Origin of the sequence: Aurantiacibacter flavus (assembly GCF_039710615.1) — a bacterium.
GTDB classification, from domain to species: Bacteria; Pseudomonadota; Alphaproteobacteria; order Sphingomonadales; family Sphingomonadaceae; genus Alteraurantiacibacter; species Alteraurantiacibacter flavus.
The window spans coordinates 224501-242509 of sequence record NZ_JBDLBR010000005.1; the positions used below are offsets into that span (position 1 = coordinate 224501).

Below are 18009 nucleotides of genomic sequence, written 5' to 3' on the forward strand. Positions count from 1 at the left end.
TTGCGAAAAAGGAGTTGTGCTGATGATGAGTGCTGTACGCCGCCTTGGTTCGATCGCCGTGCTGGCTTGTGCCCTGGCGCTGGCCTCGTGTTCTTCCGGAGGTGAGGAAGCTGCCGAGCCGAAGACCTCGTTCAAGATCGGCTGGTCGATTTACGCCGGGTGGATGCCCTGGCCCTATGCCGATCAGGCCGGGATCGTCAAAAAGTGGGCCGACAAGTACGGCATTGAGATCGAGATCGTGCAGGTCAACGACTATGTCGAATCGGTCACCCAGTATGCCGCCGGCCAGCTTGATGGCGTGACCGTGGCCAATATGGACGCGCTCACCATTCCTGCCGCGCAGGGGCATGACACGACCGCGATCATCGTGGGTGACTACTCCAACGGCAACGACGGCGTGCTGCTCAAGGGCAGTGATTCGCTGGCGGCGATCAAGGGGCGGCAGGTCAATCTGGTCGAGCTTTCGGTGTCGCATTATCTGCTCGCCCGCGCGTTGGAGAAGGAAGGCCTTGCGATGACCGACGTGCGGACCATCAACACCGCCGATGCCGATATTGCCAGCGCCTTCACCTCGCCCGAAGTGACTGCGGCCGTGGCCTGGAACCCGCAGCTCACAACCATGATGCAGGAACCTGACGCGAACCTCGTATTCAGCTCGAAAGATATTCCCGGCGAAATCCTCGACCTGCTGGTGGTCGACACCAAGACGGTTGAAGCCAACCCCGATCTGGGCAAGGCGCTTGCGGGGATCTGGTACGAGACGCTGGCGCTGATGGAGCAGCAGAACGAAGCCGGTGCTTCGGCCCGCGCGGCCATGGCCGAACTGGCGGGAACGACGCCCGAGATGTTCGAAGGCCAGCTCGCTACCACGTTCCTTTACGTCAAACCCGCAGATGCCGTCGAGGCAGCCCGCTCGTCGACGTTGATCGAGAACATGACCCGCGTGCGCGACTTCAGCTTTGCGCAAGGGCTGTTCGGTCAGGGTGCCAGCTCGGCCGATGCGATCGGCATGGCGTTTCCCGGTGGCAAGACGCTCGGCGACACCAACAACATCACGCTCCGCTTCGATGACAGCTTCATGCAGATGGCAGCCGACGGTGCGCTCTAAGGCAATCCTTCTGCTGACGAGCACGAACGATCGGGAGTTTCCATGCGCTGGGTAAATCGCCATGTAAGCCGCAGCCGTTCGGTGATGATGGGCGCCATCCCGATCGTGCTGCTGGTGGTGCTGTATCTCGTGATCGCTGCCGAGCGGCACGCGGCAAACCCCAGCGACAAGATCCTCCCACTGCCCGGCGCGATGGTCGATGCCATGTGGGGCCTGCTGTTCGTGCCCGACCAGCTTTCGGGACGGCTGTTGTTCTGGGCCGATACGCTGGCGAGCCTGCAGCGGCTGTTCCTGGGGCTCGGCATTTCGACGCTCAGCGCCCTGCTGGTGGGGTTGCTGCTCGGGTTGCTGCCGCCGGTGCGCGCGACATTCGGCACGCTGGTGACGGGCATTGCGGTGATCCCGCCGATTGCCCTGCTGCCGATCCTGTTCATCGCCTTTGGCCTCGGCGAGACGGCCAAGGTGGCGCTGATCGTCATCGGCATCGCACCGTTCATGATCCGCGACATTGCCGGCCATGTCGCCGCCCTGCCGCGCGAACAGATACTCAAGGCGCAGACGCTCGGGGCGAGTACCTGGCAACTGATGATCCGCGTGGCCTTGCCGCAGGTCTTGCCGCGCCTGATCGAGGCGGTGCGGCTGTCGCTTGGCCCGGCCTGGGTGTTCCTGATATCGGCCGAGGCCATCGCCGCCGATATCGGGCTCGGCTACCGCATCTTCCTCGTGCGCCGTTACCTCGCGATGGATGTGATCCTGCCCTACGTCGCCTGGATCGCGCTCTTGGCCGCAGTGCTCGACATGATCCTCGTCTGGACCAACCGCAAGGCCTTCCCCTGGGCGCATGGAGGCCGTCGATGACCGCGCTGCTGTCGTTCAAGGACGTGTGGGTCGAGTATGGCGACAAGATCGTGCTCGAACAGATCAACCTCACCATCGAGGAGGGGGCCTTTGTCTCGGTGATCGGGCCTTCGGGCGCAGGCAAGAGCAGCCTCCTGCGGCTGGCGCTCGGACAGGAGGCGCCCTCTCGCGGCACGCTCATGCTCGATGGCGTACCGCTGCCACCCGAATGCGGACCGGATCGCGGGGTGGTGTTCCAGCACTATTCGGTGTTCCCGCACCTCACCGCGCTCGGCAATGTGATGTTCGGCCTTGAATGTGCGCAGTCGCCCCTCTTGGCAAAGTTAACCGGAGCGGCGCGGCGGCAGGCCCGCGAAGAGGCCGTCGCCATGCTCGAAGAGGTTGGGCTCAAGGACGCGATGCATTCCTACCCGGCGCAAATGTCGGGCGGGATGCAGCAGCGGCTCGCTATCGCCCAGGCGCTGATCAAGCGGCCGCGCATCCTCCTGCTCGACGAGCCGTTCGGTGCGCTAGATCCGGGTATCCGCAACGATATGCACCAGTTGATCACCCGCCTGTGGACCGACTACGAGTTGACGGTGATCATGGTCACGCACGATATCGGCGAGGCCTTCAAGCTCGGCACGCGGGTGCTCACGCTCGACAAATGGCGGCACGATCCGCACGCTCCGCACCGCTACGGCGCGAAGGTCGTTTACGACATCCCGCTCGAGCGCAACAAGCAAGAGAGCCTGTCTGAAGAGGCCGACGCACAACCCTTGTCAATCGCGCCGGATGATGCCGGTATTACGATTGACAGATTCGATAATAACTGAGAGGACGCAAAGATGTCCACCGAACCTACCAGCCTTGCCCGCCTCAGCATGAGCTTGCCCGCCGAACTGTTCCGCCAGCTTGATGCGATGGTGGAAGAACGGGGGTTGCCTTCGCGCTCGCAACTGATTGCCGAACTGATCCGCCATGCGCTGGTCGCGCATGAGGCAAATGTTCGTCCCGAAGAGACGATAGCAGGAACGATTACTCTGGTTTACCGCGGCGATCGCGGGTCCATTCGCCAGCAACTGGCGAAGACGCAGGCCGACTATCTCAAGGAGGTCATCTCCTCGCAGCACGTGTTCCTTGAAGAGGATCAGTCGCTGGAAGTCCTGCTGGTGCAGGGGCCGGCGGTGCGACTCAAGGAACTGTGCGACGCCTTGCGCAGCATTCGCGGCGTGCATCAGTTGCAGCTCGTCTCGACCACCGCGCTGCTTCCCCCCTTGCACGATCACACCGACGACGAGCAGGTGGAGGATGCGGCACAAGCTGCCGCTTCGGCCAAGGTTGTCTCCGCCAAGAAGGGCAAGCGCCGGAGGGCCGCAGCATGAGCGATACTGCGACGAGCCCGCTAGCCAACCCGCTGGCCGCGCGCGACCATGCCCGCGCCATGGCGGGCACGAAGGTCGAGGCCATGCCGATGCTTCCGCCCGAGGCGGACGATCTGCCCGAGGGCGTCCCGGCTGATGATCTGCTGTGGGAAGAGACCGTGGCCGCCGGGGGCTATTCCTCGCGCCGCCTGCCGCGCGGATCGCGCCTGCGGCTGATTGATCTTGCGGGCGATGCCTGCGCCTCGCTGCTGATCTACAACGCCGAGATGCCGACCGAGCGGCTTAACGTTGCCGACACGGTGAAGGTGCAGTGGAACGCTTATCTGGGCGAGGGCAAGCTGCTGCTCAGCGACATGGGTCGGGTGCTGATGAGCATCACCGACGATAGCGCGGGCACCCACGATGCCTTCTGCGGCACCTCGAACGCCGCCACCAACGAGGCGAAGTATGGGGAAGGCCGCAACAGTGGCGCCTATCCCAATGGGCGCGATCGCCTGTTGCTCGGCTCGTCCAAGCATGGCCTGCTCCGCCGCGACGTCCACCCTTGCGTGAACTTCTTCAAGGGCACGACAATCGAGCCCGATGGCACCATCACCCCGCAAATCGGCCCGTTCGAGGGCGGTCGGCAGGTGGTGCTGCGCGCAGAAATGGACGTGATCGTGGTGATCGCCAATTGCCCGCACGTGCTCGACCCGCGCGACACATGGAGCGTCAGCCCGCTGCGGCTCACCGCCTGGCGCGGTGCGACGACCGCGCTCGACGATCCCATTCGCCTCGCCACGCCCGAGGGCCTGCGCGCCTTCGAGAATGTCGAAGACTACTACCGCCGCTGAACGGAAGGTTTGCCCAAAGATGACTGTTGACCCGGGAACTGAAGGCCTTTCCGGCACCATAATCCACGACGAGCTGGTGCCCGCCCGTGCGCCCTGGCTTCACCACGTGGCCAAGGGGCAGACGCTCCGCATTGTCGATGTCGAAGGCAATCAGGCGGTAGATTTCCTGCTCTATTCCGCTGCCGACGATGTCGAGCGCTACAGCGCGCAGGATACCGTTTCGGCGCAGGGTAACCTGTTCTTGCGCAAGGGCAGCGTGCTGCGCTCGAACGAGGGGCGGCCGATGGCGACGATCACCGGCACCTCGGTCGACTATCACGACACCATCGGCGGGGCGTGTTCCTGCGAGTCGAACACGCTGCGCTATGGCCACCACACCAAGGCGCAGCACGCCTGTGTCGACAATTTCCTCGAAGCGAACCTCACCGAAGGGCGGGGCAAGCGCGATATGGTGCCCAACATCAACTTCTTCATGAACGTGCCGGTCGAAGCCGATGGCTCGCTTGGCATTGTCGACGGGATTTCCGCGCCCGGCCTCACGGTCGATCTGCGCGCAGAGATGGATATTATCGTGGTCGTTTCGAATTGCCCGCAAATCAACAACCCGTGCAACGCCTTCAACCCCACCCCGGTACGGATGATCGTTTCGGTATGAGCAAGGGCACGGTTCTGATCGCCAACCGTGGAGCGATCGCCACCCGCATTATCCGCACTGTCCGCCAGATGGGGCTGCGCTCGGTCGCGGTCTATTCCGAGGCCGACGCGGAATCGCTTCACGTAGCGCAGGCCGATGCCGCCGTGTGCATCGGCCCGGCCCCGGCGGCGGAGAGCTATCTCAACGTGCCCGCGATCATCGCTGCCGCGAAGGAAACCGGCGCGACGATGATCCATCCGGGGTACGGGTTCCTCGCCGAGAATGCCGAGTTCGCCGAGGCCTGCGAGGCGGCAGGAATCGCCTTCGTCGGCCCGCGCCCCGAGCATATCCGCGTGTTCGGGCTGAAGCACAGCGCCCGCGCGCTGGCTGAGGAGCACGCGATCCCGCTGGCCCCCGGCACCAACCTCCTCACCGACGAGGACGAGGCGGCAGCGGCGGCCAATGCCATCGGCTATCCGGTCATCCTCAAGGCGACTGCGGGCGGCGGCGGCATCGGTATGCGCATCTGTGAGAGCGAGGCTGAGGTCCGCGAGGGTTTTGCCGGGGTCGCGCGGCAGGGCGGGGCCAGCTTTGGCGATGCGGGGGTGTTCCTCGAACGCTACATCGCGAAGGCGCGCCACATCGAGGTGCAGATCTTTGGCGATGGCGAAGGCCGGGTCATGGCGCTGGGCGAGCGTGATTGCTCGCTGCAACGGCGCAACCAGAAGGTGGTCGAGGAAGCGCCTGCGCCGCTCCTGCCGCAATCAGTGCGGCAGAACCTGCTTGCCGCGGCGGCGCGGCTGGCCGAGGCGGCCAATTATCGCTCGGCGGGAACGGTGGAGTTCCTTTACGATGCCGAGCGTGAGGAATTTTACTTCCTCGAAATGAACACCCGGCTCCAGGTCGAACACGGCGTCACCGAAGAGGTGATGGGGATCGACCTCGTCGAATGGATGCTGCGCGGCGGGATGGGCGACTATGCCTTCCTCGAAGGCCCCGCGCCCGAGCCGAACGGCCACGCGGTGCAGGTGCGCGTCTATGCCGAGGACCCGGCGCTCGACTATCGCCCCACCACCGGCACGCTCACCGCGCTGCAATTCCCGGCGAACATCCGGGCAGACACATGGTGCGAGGCGGGCAGCACGGTCAGCGCCTGGTACGATCCGATGATCGCCAAGCTGATCACCCATGCCGAGAGCCGCGAAGCCGCCATTGCGGCCATGCAATCAGCGCTCGACGAAAGCCGGATTGACGGCATCGAGACCAACCTGCGCTGGCTGCGCGATGTCGTGCGCGACGAACGGTTCGAGAGCGGGCAGGTCTACACCCGGATGCTCGACAGCGTGGGCTATCACCCGCGTTCGGTCCGCGTGATCTCGGGCGGTACGGCCACCACCGTGCAGGACTGGCCGGGCCGCGAGGGGCTGTGGTCGATCGGGGTGCCGCCGTCAGGGCCGATGGACGATAATTCGTTCCGCATGGGCAATCTGGCGCTCGGCAATCCCGAGGGCACAGCGGGGCTCGAAGTCACCTTCACTGGTCCTACGCTTCAGTTCAACGCCCCTGCCACGCTATGCCTGACCGGGGCCGACTTCGGCGCGAAGCTCGATGGCGAGCCGGTGGCGCGCGGCGTGCCGTTCGACGTTGCCGAGGGACAGACCTTGGCGCTTGGCCGCGTGAGCGGCGGCGGGATGCGTGGCTATATTCTGTTTGCGGGCGGGCTCGACATCGCGCCCTATCTCGATAGCCACGCGACCTTCGAGCTGGGCCAGTTCGGCGGCCATGCCGCGCGCCGTTTGCTGGCAGGCGATACGCTGCACCTTGGCAATGCTCCGGTTGATCCGGCACTGGCCGAGGGCGTGGGCGCGCAGGAGGACTATGGCCAGCACTGGGAAATCCGTGTGATGTACGGCCCCCACGGCGCGCCCGATTTCTTCACCGATGGCGACATCGCCAGCGTGGTCGAGGCCGAGTGGAAGGTGCATTACAACTCCAACCGCACCGGCGTACGGCTGGTCGGCCCCAAGCCCGAATGGGCGCGCAAGGACGGCGGGGAAGCGGGGCTTCACCCCTCAAACATTCACGACAACCCCTATGCCATCGGCGCGGTCGACTTCACCGGCGATATGCCGATCATCCTGGGGCCTGACGGCCCCTCGCTGGGCGGGTTCGTCTGCCCCTTCGTGGTGATCGCGGCGGACCGCTGGAAGATCGGCCAGCTTGCTCCGGGCAACCGCCTACGCTTCGTTCCGGTCGACATCGAAACCGCCGAGGCCGCCAACCGCGAGGCGCTTGCTTTCGGCAAGCCCGATGTGGCGGAAAGCGGGAAGGCCGTGGCCGATCTCTCCCCGGTTCTCGCGCAGACCGAGGCTAGCGGGCACCGTCCGCGCACTGTCTATCGCCAGCAGGGCGACCGCAATATCCTCGTGGAGTACGGCCCTATCGTGCTCGATCTGGAGCTGCGCATCCGCGTTCACGCGCTGATGACGGTGCTGGAGGCCAAGGGGCTTGCGGGCGTGATCGACATCGTGCCCGGTATCCGCTCGTTGCAGCTGCACTTCGATGGCAAGCAGCTCGATCAGGCCGCCGCGCTTGCGGCGCTGATGGCGGCGGAAGAGGAGCTGGGCGAGCTCGACGATTTCACCATCCCCTCCCGGATCGTCCACCTGCCGCTGAGCTGGCGCGATCCGGCGACGCTCGAAACCATCGAGAAATATATCGCCGCCGTGCGCAAGGATGCGCCGTGGTGCCCCGACAACATCGAGTTCATCCGCCGCATCAACGGGCTGGAGGACGAGGACGCGGTGCGCTCCGTGGTGTTCGACGCCAGCTATCTGGTGATGGGGCTGGGCGATGTGTACCTCGGCGCGCCGGTCGCCACGCCGGTTGATCCACGCCACCGGCTGGTGACGACCAAGTACAACCCCGCGCGCACATGGACCCCGCCCAACGTAGTCGGCATCGGCGGGGCCTATATGTGCATCTACGGGATGGAAGGGCCGGGCGGCTATCAGCTGTTCGGGCGCACCATTCAGGTGTGGAACACCTATCGCCAGACCGACGCCTTCGTCGATGGCAAGCCGTGGCTGCTGCGCTTCTTCGACCAGATCCGCTTTTATGAAGTGAGCGCCGAAGAGCTGGAAGAATGGCGACGCGATTTCCCCGCCGGTCGCCGCAGCATCGAAGTCGAGCAGTCGGAGTTCCGACTGGCCGACTATCGCCAGTTCCTTTCCGACAATGCCGAATCCATCTCCGCCTTTCAGGAGCACCGCCAAGCAGCTTTCGACGCCGAACGCGCCGAGTGGGAGCGCAACGGCGAATTCGCCCGCGTATCCGAGCTGGTCGAAGACGCGGAGGGCGCCGTTCTGGAGGAACCAGCTGTTGAAGTGCCCGAGGGCTCCGAGGTGGTTGAGGCCCCGTTTGGCGGCAACGTGTGGAAGCTGCTGGTGAAGCAGGGCGATACGGTCGAAGAGGGCCAGACAATCGCCGTGATCGAGGCGATGAAGATGGAATGCCCGCTCGAAAGCCCCGCTGCGGGCACTATCTCCGCGCTTTACATCGAGGAGGCGCAGAACATCACCCCCGGCGCGCCGCTGCTGGCGCTGGAGGCAGAGGCATGAGCGCGCTCGAACGCCAGAGCGCGGGTGCCATCGCTGCGGCTGTCAACAAGGGCGAAACTTCCGCGCAGGACGTGATGGCCGATGTGCTCGAACGCCTAGCTGTTTACGATAAGGTGCAGCCGCAAGCGTGGATCAGCCGCGCCGAACCTTCGGCCTTGCTGGCGGCGGCGCAGGCGGTCGATGCGCGTATAGCTGCGGGCCAGAGCCTGCCGCTGGCGGGCGTGCCCTTCGCGGTGAAGGACAATATCGACGTTCTCGGCTTCATGACGACCGCCGGCTGTCCGGCCTTTGCCTATGATCCCGACGATTCCGCCACTGTAGTTCGCAAGCTGCTGGCGGCGGGTGCGATCTGCGTAGGCAAGACCAACCTCGACCAGTTCGCAACCGGCCTTGTTGGCACGCGCAGCCCCTATGGCATTCCGCGCAACACCTCGAACCTCGCTTACGTAAGCGGCGGGTCGAGTTCGGGTTCGGCGGTGGCGGTGGCGGCGGGTTTGGTGGCCTTTGCCCTCGGCACCGATACCGCCGGTTCGGGCCGTGTGCCCGCCGCGTTCAACCACCTCGTCGGGTTGAAGCCGAGCAAGGGGCGCTGGAGCACGCAAGGGTTGCTCCCAGCCTGCCGCACACTTGATTGTATCTCGGTGTTTACCGACAGGCTCGACGATGCGGCGCTGGTCGATCAGGTAATCGCCGGATTCGATCCGGTCGACGCCTATTCGAAGCCGCTGGTGGACCGGACGCTTCCTTCGGCGCGGATCGGGGTGCCCTTGCGCCACCAGCGCCAGTTCTTCGGCGATGCTCGCTCGGAGTATCTCTACGACAAGGCGCTGGAGCAGCTCGCAGGGTTGGGCGAGGTCGTCGAGATCGACACCGCCTTCCTCTCCGAAGCCGCCGCCTTGCTCTATTCCGGCCCATGGGTGGCCGAACGCACCGCCGCCATCGAGGGCCTGCTCAAGAGCAACCCCGAAGCTATCGACCCCACCGTGCGCGCCGTGGTCGCGCCGGGTGAAGATATTTCGGCAGTCGCGCTGTTCAACGGCATGTACCGCCTCGCCGCTCTGCAACGGCAGGCCGAGGAAATGTGGCAGGACGTGGGGATGCTCGCCTTTCCCACCACCGGCACCACCTATCGGGTGAGCGAACTGGCCGCCGCGCCGGTGGCGCTCAACTCGAACCTCGGGGCCTACACCAATTTCGTGAACCTGCTCGACATGGCGGCGCTCGCGCTGCCTGCTGGCCAGCGCGCTAACGGCACCGGCTTCGGCATCACGCTGATCGGCCCGGCTGGCAGCGACCTGGCGCTGGTCGAAGCAGGAAAAACCTATCTCGCCGGAGCGGAGCTGCCTGCTCCGCCTCCGCTCGACATGGAGGGAAAGATGGAAACCGTGAAACTGGCCGTCGTGGGCGCGCACCTCAAGGACATGCCGCTGCATTGGCAGCTCACCTCGCGCGAGGCGCAGTTCGTTTGCGCGACCGAAACCGCGCCCAGCTATCGCCTCTATGCCATGGCCGATTCGGTCCCGCCGAAGCCCGCGCTGGTTTATAGCGAGGACGGGGCGGCGATTGCGGTCGAGGTTTACGAGCTGGATGTCGCCGCCTTCGGCAGTTTCACCGCCGAGGTGCCAGCGCCTCTCGCCATCGGCACCGTGACCCTCGCGGACGGCACCAGCGTGAAGGGATTCGTCGCGGAACCCCGCGCCACCGATGGAGCGGAGGATATCACCTCTCTGGGAGGCTGGCGTGCTTATATCGCGCGCGATTGAGCCGTCACCGTGCGGGCTTGACTCACAGAAAGTCAATTTTCTTTCGTTATTACTCTTGACCTGATCTTTAATACCTATAGCCTCTCCCCCAAGCCATTAGAGCATAATGTTCGCCGGGAGAGATTCTGCAATCGCCCGGGCCGCAAAGGCCCGGCCAATGGAGAATAGGCATGGCCGGGGTTCGAGTAGGAAACAGGATTATTGGCGCTGACGCACCGGTGACGGTGGGTTGGGAGAATATACCGAAGGTTGAAGGGGGACCGCTAAAGGTTGCTTTCTTCACATACTTTCAGCCTGCGAGTCTCATCGCGCTGCTGGCTTTCTGGTATTACGCGCCAAACTCGATCGCGACCGCGCAGACGGCAATCATCATCAGCCTCTGCTTCCGGGCGTTTCTGATTGCTCTTGAATTGATGGCGCCACGTCACCGCAGTTGGATGTTGACCTGGAAAGAGGCCGTTACCGACCTGTTCTATGTCGGTATGGGCTACACCATCGTGCGCATGATGGGCGCCTATCTGGGCGATGACGTCATCATCGAGGCGGTGCAGGGCGCGGCCGACTGGAGCAAGCTGGATTGGTTTGCGGGCATGCCGCTGTTGATCCAGGCGCTGGCGATCTCACTGCTGTTCGATTTCGGCCAGTATTGGATGCACCGCGGAATGCACAACTGGTATCCGCTGTGGCTGACCCACGCGCCGCATCACTACATCACGCAGCTCAACATCAACAAGGGCGCGGTCGGTAACCCGGTGGAACTCTTCCTGATCGGCCTTGGTATCGGCGGCTTCTTCGATTTCCTGCCGCGCGCGGCGTTGCTGGCGGGCACCTTTGGCCTTGCCATTGGCACCTATCAGCACATCAACGTGCGCTTCAACACGCCGCGTTGGTGGAGGTTCTTCTTCAACACCACCGAGCACCACAGCGTCCACCACTCGCAGGATTACGAGGCCAGCCGCAGCAACTACGGCGCGACCTGGATCATCTTCGATCGCATCTTCGGCACCTGCATCGATGGCGAAGCCGAGCAGCTGGGCATGGAAGGCGGCCGCCGAATGACGGTCAAGGAAGCCATGCACTATCCCTTCAGCGAGGGATACAAGACCAGCAAGCAATGGTTCCGGTCGAAGTTCCACAAGCCGAGCGCGATTCCGGCTGAATAGCTACCCCTCCCCCGGCTCGATCCGCGGGCCGGGGGCACCCACCTGATCGCAAGCAACAGACCGTTCACCTTGCTCCCTCGGGGGGCGGGCCGGGGTGCGGCTGCTTGCTCTCCAAACGCCGGAGATTGCCACAGTGAACCTGCCTTTCATCGACTGGATCTGGCGCATCCGTGGCGAGATCGCCATCGAGCCGCCGCTGACGACCGAAGAGACCTTCGCGCGGCTTCAGCCACTGGTCGACAAGGAAACCACCGAGTGCGACATCGGCGACAGCACACTGACCTACGTCAAAGGCAATCCCGCGGCGCAGGACCGGCTGGCGACCTTCTCCAGGGGCACCTTCACTGTTGAGCAGCAGGGCGGACTGACCAGGCTCCTTTACGATGTGAAGAGCAATGCACTGGCGCTCGTCCTGCTGGCTCCGCTGTTTTTTCTGGGGTTCGCCCAGGTGGCTGTCGCCATCAACCAGTGGGAAGATCGCAAGGCCGAGTTGGCCAAGGGCGAAGCGACGGGCGAAGCTGTCGAGGACGAAGAAGAAGGAGAGCCAGCGCCGCATCACTGGATCGACGAGGCGCTGGGCGCGCCGGCACCCGAGACGCTGGAGCAGAAGCAACAACGCATGGAGGAAGAGGGCGAGCAGAAGAAAGAGAAGCTCCCCACGACCCCTTCCTACGCTCTCGCGGGCCTGTTCCTTGCGCTCTATGTTCTTGGTCGTTTCCTTGAACCCTACCTGTTCAGGCGGACCCTCAAGCGGGCTGTCAATCTGGAGCTGGCCGAGATGAAGGCTGTGGCGCCGGAGGCAGCGCAGGCCGGCCGGGCAAGCTGAGCCCGCTCCAACATATCGCTTTTCCTATCCAACCAACCCCGGCGCGATCCGCGCCAGCAGGAGCACTGTGAGAAATGATTACGCTTTCCGTTACCGATCGCGAAGGGAAACCCCACGCCATCAAGACCACGCCCGATGGCACGCTGATGGAAGCGATCCGCGATTATGGCCTGACCGATGGGTTCGCGCTGTGCGGTGGCCATTGTTCATGCGCCACCTGCCACGTGATCCTCGACGATGCGGTTCTGCCGATGCTCTCACCGGTGTCAGATGACGAGGACGGCCTGCTTGACGGTTCCGATCACCGCGAGGCGGGCTCGCGTCTTGCGTGCCAGGTGGCGCTAACGTCTTCGTTCGACCTTGCGAGCGTAAAGATAGCGCCGGCCGACTAATCCGGTCAGCCAAGTCAGTCGATCGTCATGTGGTCGGGAGCGATCCCGGCCACTTGGCGTTTGTGCATCGCGGCAAAGGCCGCCTCGAGTTGGCGGGCATAGGGCGCCGAACGGAACAGCGGAGCCTCTGTGCGGCCTGCTGCGAGCTGCTGGCGGACTTGCGCCATAGCCTCGGCATTTGTCGCCAGTTCGAGCGCCTTGGCCTCGTACTCAGCGGCATTGCTGGTAGCCAGCTCGGGCACACCCGCAGCACTGACCAGGCTTGCCGCAACCCGCGAGAGGAACTGCCGCCCGGCCATCGTCAGCAGCGGCAGGCCCGCCCATAGCGCGTCGGAGGCGCTGGTGTGGGCATTGACTGCGAAGCTGTCGAGAAACAGGTCAGCGTGGACCATGCGGCCGAGGTGCTCGTTGTGCGGCAAGTCGGGCGCGAAGACGATGCGGGTGGGATCGACCCCGCGCTCTGCCGCCTCGCGGGCGAGGTTGGCCTCGGCCCACTCGTTCGAGCGCAGCAGCCACAAGACCGATCCCTCGACCTCCTTCAGGAGACGCATCCAGATATCGAACTCTTGCGGCCCGATCTTGTACGTGTGGTTGAACGAGCAGAACACGAAGCCTTGCTCGGGCAGGCCGTGGTCAGCGCGGGTTCGGCTGTCGGCGATGATTGCGCGCTGGTCGTCGTTGGGCTGATAACAGTTCGGCAGGCGCACCAGCTTCTCGGTGAAATACTGTTCGTAGCCCGCGGGCGTGGTGACGGGATCGGCGATCAGATAGTCCATCGCCGGATGGCCGAGCGATCCGGGGTAGCCCAGATAGTTGACCTGCACCGGGGCGAGCCGGTGGCCAAACATCCCTGAGCGGGTGAAGCGGGTATAACCCTTGAGGTCGACCGCGATGTCGAGCCCATCGGCGCGGGCTTTCTCGGCCACCTGCGCGTCGGAAAGGTGGGCGATCTCGGTGAAGCTGTCGCAATGGGTGCGGGCATGAGCGCGCATGGCATCGCCTTCGCGCGCCGGGCCGTAGCTGTAGGCATGGAGGGCGAAGCGGCTCCGGTCGTGCTCGCGCAGCAGGCCCGCCATCAGGTACATGGTAGCGTGATCGTGGAAGTCGGCCGAGAAATAGCCGATGCGGATACGACCGTCGCTCGAAGGGGCCGGGGCAGGAGGCGTTGGCGCCACCAGCGGGAACACCTTGGCCGCATGAGCCTTGGCATGGGCGAGCTGTCGCGCGGGATCGTCAGCGAAGGGAAAGGCGGCGAAGGGTTGCAGCGAGCCGAGCTGGGACGGCGGCAGCTGGTCGAATTCGCCGCGGGCGTGCCAGTCGCAGATGTGCGCTTCCTGGAACAGCGCATGAAGGTGGGCCTCGGCGTTCAGCGGTTCTTGCCGCAGCACCGTGCGGAAGCTCGTGATGGCATCGGGTAGCGCGCCGGTGGACACCTGCGCCTTGCCCCGGTTGAGCAGCACCTTCGTGTCGTCCGGTTGCAATGCCAGCGCGCGGTCGTAAGCGGCGACAGCTTCCTCGGGCTGGTGCAGCGCCTGTAGCTCTGCGCCCATGTTGTTGTGCGTGTCGGCGTGGTCGGGGCGGACGCGGGCGGCTTCGAGGAACTGGGCGAGCGCTTCCTTGTGGCGCTTCTGCGCGGCAAGCAGGTTGCCGAAATTGTAGTGCGCATCGGCGTGATCGGGCGCCATTGCGAGGCATTCATTGTAAGCCGCTTCGGCCTCTCCGTCGTGACCGCGTTCCTGCAGCACGTGGGCCAGGTTGTAGCGCGCGTCGATATAGGCCGGGTCGATCGCGATGGCCTCGCGATAGAGCTGCTCGGCGGCCTCTTTCTCGCCCATGCGCGAGAGCGTGATGCCGAGGTTGTTGGTGCAGGCTGCGTCACCGGGGGCGAGGTCGCGGGCGCACTGGAACGCGTCGCGGGCGGCTGCGAGGTCGCCCAGCTGCAGCAGTGCTGCGCCGCGCAGGTTGTGAATCGCATGTTTGCCCGGATGGGTGCGGCACAGCGCCTCGCCGATGCGTGCTGCATCGGCCATCTCACCGGCCTTGTAGGCAGCAACCATCTTGTCGAGCGCGACCTGCGCATCGTTGCCGGTGTCGAGCTGGTCGAGCGCGAGGCGCAGCCGCTTGTTGCGCGGATAGCGCGCCAGCGCCTCTTCGTAGAGGGCACGCGCCGTGTCGGCGTCGCCACGCTTCAATGCGCCGTTCGCCTTGATCAGCGTGCTTTCTAGTCCTGCCATGCGCGCCTGGTCCTTCCGCAGTATGTCACGCAATGGCGCTAGCCAATCATGGTTGAGGAGCGGGAAGGGTGGACTAAGGGAATTTCCTTATGGCCATCTTCGTCGCCATCTCCTCTTCCGTCTTGCCCGGCGAACCTCTAGGCGGAGGTCGCTAGAAGCGAGAAGAGGACCGCCTGTGAGCGAGAAGCCGCGCGACCGCGATTTGGTCGACCACAAGTTCTATCATGCCGATGCCGAGGCCGGGTTTGCCGACAGTGCGCCCGATGATACGCCGCAAACGCGCCACCCCAGCTACAAGCTGGCCTTCCGCGATACCGAGTTCCTGCTGCGCGAGGAGCTGCGTCCGGTGCGTTTCCAGCTCGAACTGCTCAAGCCCGAGATGGTGCTGGAAGAGGCGCGGGTCGGCTCGACGCTGGTGATGTATGGCTCGGCCCGTATCCCTGCGCCCGAGCAGATCGACGATGTGATGGCGCGCGCGCAGACGCCCGAAGAGAAAAAGATCGCCGAAAAGCTGGCGGAAAAGTCGCGCTACTATGTCGAGGCGCACAAGCTGGCAAAGCTGGTGAGCGAGAAGAGCATCATCGAGGACGGCCTGCGCCAGTTCGTGATTTGCTCGGGCGGCGGCCCCTCGATCATGGAAGCGGCCAATCGCGGTGCGAGCGAGGCCGGCGCGGAGAGCGTCGGGCTCAACATCGTGCTTCCGCACGAGCAGGCGCCCAATGCCTATGTGACGCCCTATCTTTCGCTCAACTTCCACTATTTCGCGCTTCGCAAGATGCACTTCCTGATCCGCGCGCGGGCCGTGGCGGTGTTCCCCGGCGGCTTCGGCACCTGCGACGAGCTGTTCGAGCTGCTGACCCTGATCCAGACGGGCAAGATGAGGCCGATCCCGGTGCTCCTGTTCGGCAAGAATTTCTGGGACCGGGTGATCAACTTCGAGGCGCTGGTCGAGGAAGGCACGATCAACGCCGCCGATCTCGACCTGTTTCAGCGGGTCGAGACGGCCGAGCAGGCCTGGAAGCACATCGCGCAGTTTTACGAGCTGGAGGGGTAGGGGACTATCTCGCATCCCGCTCGTCCTGAGCGGATTGGGTCTTGGGGCTGCTGTCAGCCCATCCGCACCGCCTGATGCCCCATCGGGCCCGCGCCGCCGCCATAGCCGGGCGCAGCGTGGAGCGCCTCGCGCACGAACTGGCGCGCCTTGTCTATCGCCTCCTCCAGCGGAGCCCCACGCGCAAGCTGGGTGGCGATAGCGCTAGATAAGGTGCAGCCGGTGCCGTGCGTGTGGCGGGTGACGATGCGCGCCTCGCTCCAAACCTTGTCGGGCTGGCCCGGGCGCACGAGCCGGTCTTCCACCATCGGACCATCGGCATCGCCGCCCTTGGCAAGAAAGCTCATGCCCTTGTCTGTCAGCGCTGCTGCTCCGCCAAGTGCTTCGAGTTCGGGCACGTTGGGCGTCGTCAGCGTCGCCAGCTCCATCAGCCAGGAAAACACCGCGATGGTCGCCTCGTCGGCCAGCACCGAGCCGCTGGTGGCCACCATCACCGGATCGAACACGATCGGGCAGGGCAGGTCTTCCAGCCGGTCGGCCACGACTTCGGCGATGTCGGCACTGCCGAGCATGCCGATCTTCACCGCTTCCACGCCGATGTCTTCCATGCAAGCATCGATCTGCGCAGCTACGAAATCGGGCGACAGCGCTTCGACCCCGCGCACGCCGCGGGTGTTCTGGGCGGTGACGGCGGTGATCGCGGTCATCGCATAGCCGCCGAGCATGGTGATGGTCTTGATGTCGGCCTGAATCCCCGCGCCGCCGGAACTGTCCGATCCGGCGATCACCAGCACGCGGGGCGGGCGTTCGCTCACGCTGCCGCCTGCACCGCGTCGCAGATGCGGTCTACCACCGCTTCGACCTGGCCCGCATCGTCGCCCTCGGCCATCACGCGCACCAGTGGCTCTGTGCCCGACTTACGGATCACGAGACGGCCCTTGCCGGCCAGTTCGCCTTCGGCTTGCGCAATCACCGCCTGCACACTGTCGGCGGCAAGCGGATCGCCGCCGTCATAACGCACGTTCTTCAAAAGCTGCGGCACCGGATCGAACAGGTGGAGCAATTCGCTGGCGGGCTTGCCGCTCTGCACCAGTGCCGCCAGCACTTGTAGCGCGGCCACGGTGCCATCGCCGGTGGTGGCGTGATCGAGCAGGATCATGTGGCCCGACTGTTCGCCGCCGACATTGTAGCCGCCCGCCTTCATTGCCTCGAGCACGTAGCGGTCGCCCACCTTCGCGCGCACCAGCGAGAGCCCGCGCGCATCGAGGAAGCGTTCGAGCCCGAGGTTGCTCATCACCGTGGCGACCACGCCGCCGCCCTTGAGCTGGCCCTGTTCGGCAAGGCGCGATCCGATCAGCGCCATGATCTGGTCGCCATCGACCGCCTCGCCCTTTTCGTCGATCACGATCAACCGGTCGGCATCGCCATCGAGCGCAATACCGAGGTCGGCGCCTTCCTCCACCACCTTGGCCTTCACCGCGTCGAGCGAGGTCGAGCCGACACCGTCGTTGATGTTGAGGCCATTGGGCGCAACGCCCATCGCGATCACCTTCGCGCCCAGCTCCCAGATCGCGGTGGGAGCGACCTGATAGGCCGCGCCATGCGCGCAATCGACCACGATCTTCAGCCCGTCGAGCCGCACATCGTTCGGCAGCGACTGCTTCACCGCATGGATATAGCGCCCGCGCGCATCCTCGATCCGGCGCGCCCGGCCGATGTCGGCGCCCTCTGCCAGGGTCTGGTCCTCGCCGAGAAGCTTCTCGATCTGCGCTTCGTCTTCGTCCGACAGCTTGAACCCGTCGGGGCCGAACAGCTTGATGCCATTGTCACCGAACGGATTGTGGCTGGCCGAGATCATCACGCCGAGGTCGGCGCGCATCTCGCGCGCGAGCAGGGCCACGGCAGGGGTCGGCAGGGGGCCGGTCATGATCACGTCCATGCCCACGCTGGTAAAGCCGGCCACCAGAGCGTTTTCCATCATGTAGCCCGACAGGCGCGTGTCCTTGCCGATCACCACCCTGTGCCTGTGATCGCCGCGCAGGAAGTGCTGCCCGGCCGCCATGCCGACCTTCATCGCCAGCGATGCGGTTAGCTTCTTTCCGTTGGCGCGGCCGCGAATGCCGTCGGTCCCGAAGTAGGTGCGTCCCATTGAATTCCCTGAAC

15 protein-coding genes are annotated in these 18009 nt (G+C 64.8%); 12 read left to right on the forward strand and 3 right to left on the reverse strand.

All coding sequences use genetic code 11. The features are described from left to right. The first annotated feature begins 22 nt into the window (after nucleotides 1-22). The 11 genes from ABDJ38_RS14735 to ABDJ38_RS14785 all read left to right on the forward strand — a co-directional run bounded on the left by ABDJ38_RS14735 (nucleotide 23) and on the right by ABDJ38_RS14785 (nucleotide 12561). Nucleotides 23-1108: a putative urea ABC transporter substrate-binding protein gene (locus ABDJ38_RS14735; protein WP_346785884.1), complete on the forward strand. Its 1086-nt coding sequence runs from the start codon at nucleotides 23-25 to the stop codon at nucleotides 1106-1108. Between the two features lie 42 nt (nucleotides 1109-1150). Further along, the gene (locus ABDJ38_RS14740) at nucleotides 1151-1966 is read left to right on the forward strand and encodes an ABC transporter permease (protein ID WP_346785885.1); all 816 of its coding nucleotides are present in this window, start codon (nucleotides 1151-1153) and stop codon (nucleotides 1964-1966) included. Continuing rightward, nucleotides 1963-2781 carry an ABC transporter ATP-binding protein gene (locus tag ABDJ38_RS14745; protein WP_346785886.1) on the forward strand — a complete coding sequence of 273 codons (819 nt, stop codon included), beginning with the start codon at nucleotides 1963-1965 and terminating at the stop codon, nucleotides 2779-2781. The genes ABDJ38_RS14740 and ABDJ38_RS14745 overlap by 4 nt, the downstream gene beginning before the upstream one ends. 12 nt (nucleotides 2782-2793) lie before the next feature. Next, nucleotides 2794-3330 carry a CopG family ribbon-helix-helix protein gene (locus ABDJ38_RS14750; RefSeq protein ID WP_346785887.1) on the forward strand — a complete coding sequence of 179 codons (537 nt, stop codon included), beginning with the start codon at nucleotides 2794-2796 and terminating at the stop codon, nucleotides 3328-3330. Then, nucleotides 3327-4163: an urea amidolyase associated protein UAAP1 gene (locus tag ABDJ38_RS14755; RefSeq protein WP_346785888.1), complete on the forward strand. Its 837-nt coding sequence runs from the start codon at nucleotides 3327-3329 to the stop codon at nucleotides 4161-4163. Before ABDJ38_RS14750 ends, ABDJ38_RS14755 begins: the two co-directional genes overlap by 4 nt. 19 nt (nucleotides 4164-4182) lie before the next feature. Next, nucleotides 4183-4818 carry an urea amidolyase associated protein UAAP2 gene (locus ABDJ38_RS14760; protein WP_346785889.1) on the forward strand — a complete coding sequence of 212 codons (636 nt, stop codon included), beginning with the start codon at nucleotides 4183-4185 and terminating at the stop codon, nucleotides 4816-4818. Then, nucleotides 4815-8417, forward strand: coding sequence for an urea carboxylase (uca, locus tag ABDJ38_RS14765; protein WP_346785890.1), 3603 nt, complete (start codon nucleotides 4815-4817; stop codon nucleotides 8415-8417). The genes ABDJ38_RS14760 and uca overlap by 4 nt, the downstream gene beginning before the upstream one ends. Further along, nucleotides 8414-10180, forward strand: a complete 1767-nt coding sequence (gene atzF / locus ABDJ38_RS14770; protein WP_346785891.1) for an allophanate hydrolase — start codon at nucleotides 8414-8416, stop codon at nucleotides 10178-10180. The genes uca and atzF overlap by 4 nt, the downstream gene beginning before the upstream one ends. 170 nt (nucleotides 10181-10350) lie before the next feature. Then, a complete protein-coding gene (locus tag ABDJ38_RS14775; RefSeq protein ID WP_346785892.1) occupies nucleotides 10351-11343 on the forward strand; it encodes a sterol desaturase family protein in 993 nt (330 codons plus the stop codon). Nucleotides 11344-11476: 133 nt separating this feature from the next. Further along, complete coding sequence (locus tag ABDJ38_RS14780) at nucleotides 11477-12169, forward strand: hypothetical protein (RefSeq protein ID WP_346785893.1); 693 nt, start codon at nucleotides 11477-11479, stop codon at nucleotides 12167-12169. A 74-nt stretch (nucleotides 12170-12243) separates the two neighbouring features. Next, entirely contained in the window at nucleotides 12244-12561 is a 318-nt protein-coding gene (locus ABDJ38_RS14785; protein WP_346785894.1) for a 2Fe-2S iron-sulfur cluster-binding protein, read from the forward strand. A 14-nt stretch (nucleotides 12562-12575) separates the two neighbouring features. Here ABDJ38_RS14785 and ABDJ38_RS14790 read toward each other — a convergent pair whose 3' ends face one another. Beyond that, a complete protein-coding gene (locus tag ABDJ38_RS14790; protein ID WP_346785895.1) occupies nucleotides 12576-14795 on the reverse strand; it encodes an O-linked N-acetylglucosamine transferase, SPINDLY family protein in 2220 nt (739 codons plus the stop codon). Nucleotides 14796-14970: 175 nt separating this feature from the next. Here ABDJ38_RS14790 and ABDJ38_RS14795 point away from each other — a divergent pair, with 175 nt between their 5' ends. Continuing rightward, entirely contained in the window at nucleotides 14971-15849 is an 879-nt protein-coding gene (locus tag ABDJ38_RS14795) for an LOG family protein (RefSeq protein WP_346785896.1), read from the forward strand. Between the two features lie 53 nt (nucleotides 15850-15902). On the opposite strand, the gene thiD is transcribed toward ABDJ38_RS14795, so the two are convergent. Continuing rightward, nucleotides 15903-16661, reverse strand: coding sequence for a bifunctional hydroxymethylpyrimidine kinase/phosphomethylpyrimidine kinase (gene thiD, locus ABDJ38_RS14800; protein WP_346785897.1), 759 nt, complete (start codon nucleotides 16659-16661; stop codon nucleotides 15903-15905). Then, nucleotides 16658-17995, reverse strand: a complete 1338-nt coding sequence (gene glmM / locus ABDJ38_RS14805; protein ID WP_346785898.1) for a phosphoglucosamine mutase — start codon at nucleotides 17993-17995, stop codon at nucleotides 16658-16660. The genes thiD and glmM overlap by 4 nt, the downstream gene beginning before the upstream one ends. Nucleotides 17996-18009 lie beyond the last annotated feature (14 nt).

Bases quoted from the DNA above. Each gene is read 5' to 3' on its own strand.
- ABDJ38_RS14735 (WP_346785884.1), top strand. From the start codon at position 23: ATGATGAGTGCTGTACGCCGCCTTGGTTCGATCGCCGTGCTGGCTTGT.
- ABDJ38_RS14740 (WP_346785885.1), top strand. From the start codon at position 1,151: ATGCGCTGGGTAAATCGCCATGTAAGCCGCAGCCGTTCGGTGATGATG.
- ABDJ38_RS14745 (WP_346785886.1), top strand. From the start codon at position 1,963: ATGACCGCGCTGCTGTCGTTCAAGGACGTGTGGGTCGAGTATGGCGAC.
- ABDJ38_RS14750 (WP_346785887.1), top strand. From the start codon at position 2,794: ATGTCCACCGAACCTACCAGCCTTGCCCGCCTCAGCATGAGCTTGCCC.
- ABDJ38_RS14755 (WP_346785888.1), top strand. From the start codon at position 3,327: ATGAGCGATACTGCGACGAGCCCGCTAGCCAACCCGCTGGCCGCGCGC.
- ABDJ38_RS14760 (WP_346785889.1), top strand. From the start codon at position 4,183: ATGACTGTTGACCCGGGAACTGAAGGCCTTTCCGGCACCATAATCCAC.
- uca (WP_346785890.1), top strand. From the start codon at position 4,815: ATGAGCAAGGGCACGGTTCTGATCGCCAACCGTGGAGCGATCGCCACC.
- atzF (WP_346785891.1), top strand. From the start codon at position 8,414: ATGAGCGCGCTCGAACGCCAGAGCGCGGGTGCCATCGCTGCGGCTGTC.
- ABDJ38_RS14775 (WP_346785892.1), top strand. From the start codon at position 10,351: ATGGCCGGGGTTCGAGTAGGAAACAGGATTATTGGCGCTGACGCACCG.
- ABDJ38_RS14785 (WP_346785894.1), top strand. From the start codon at position 12,244: ATGATTACGCTTTCCGTTACCGATCGCGAAGGGAAACCCCACGCCATC.
- ABDJ38_RS14790 (WP_346785895.1), bottom strand. From the start codon at position 14,795: ATGGCAGGACTAGAAAGCACGCTGATCAAGGCGAACGGCGCATTGAAG.
- glmM (WP_346785898.1), bottom strand. From the start codon at position 17,995: ATGGGACGCACCTACTTCGGGACCGACGGCATTCGCGGCCGCGCCAAC.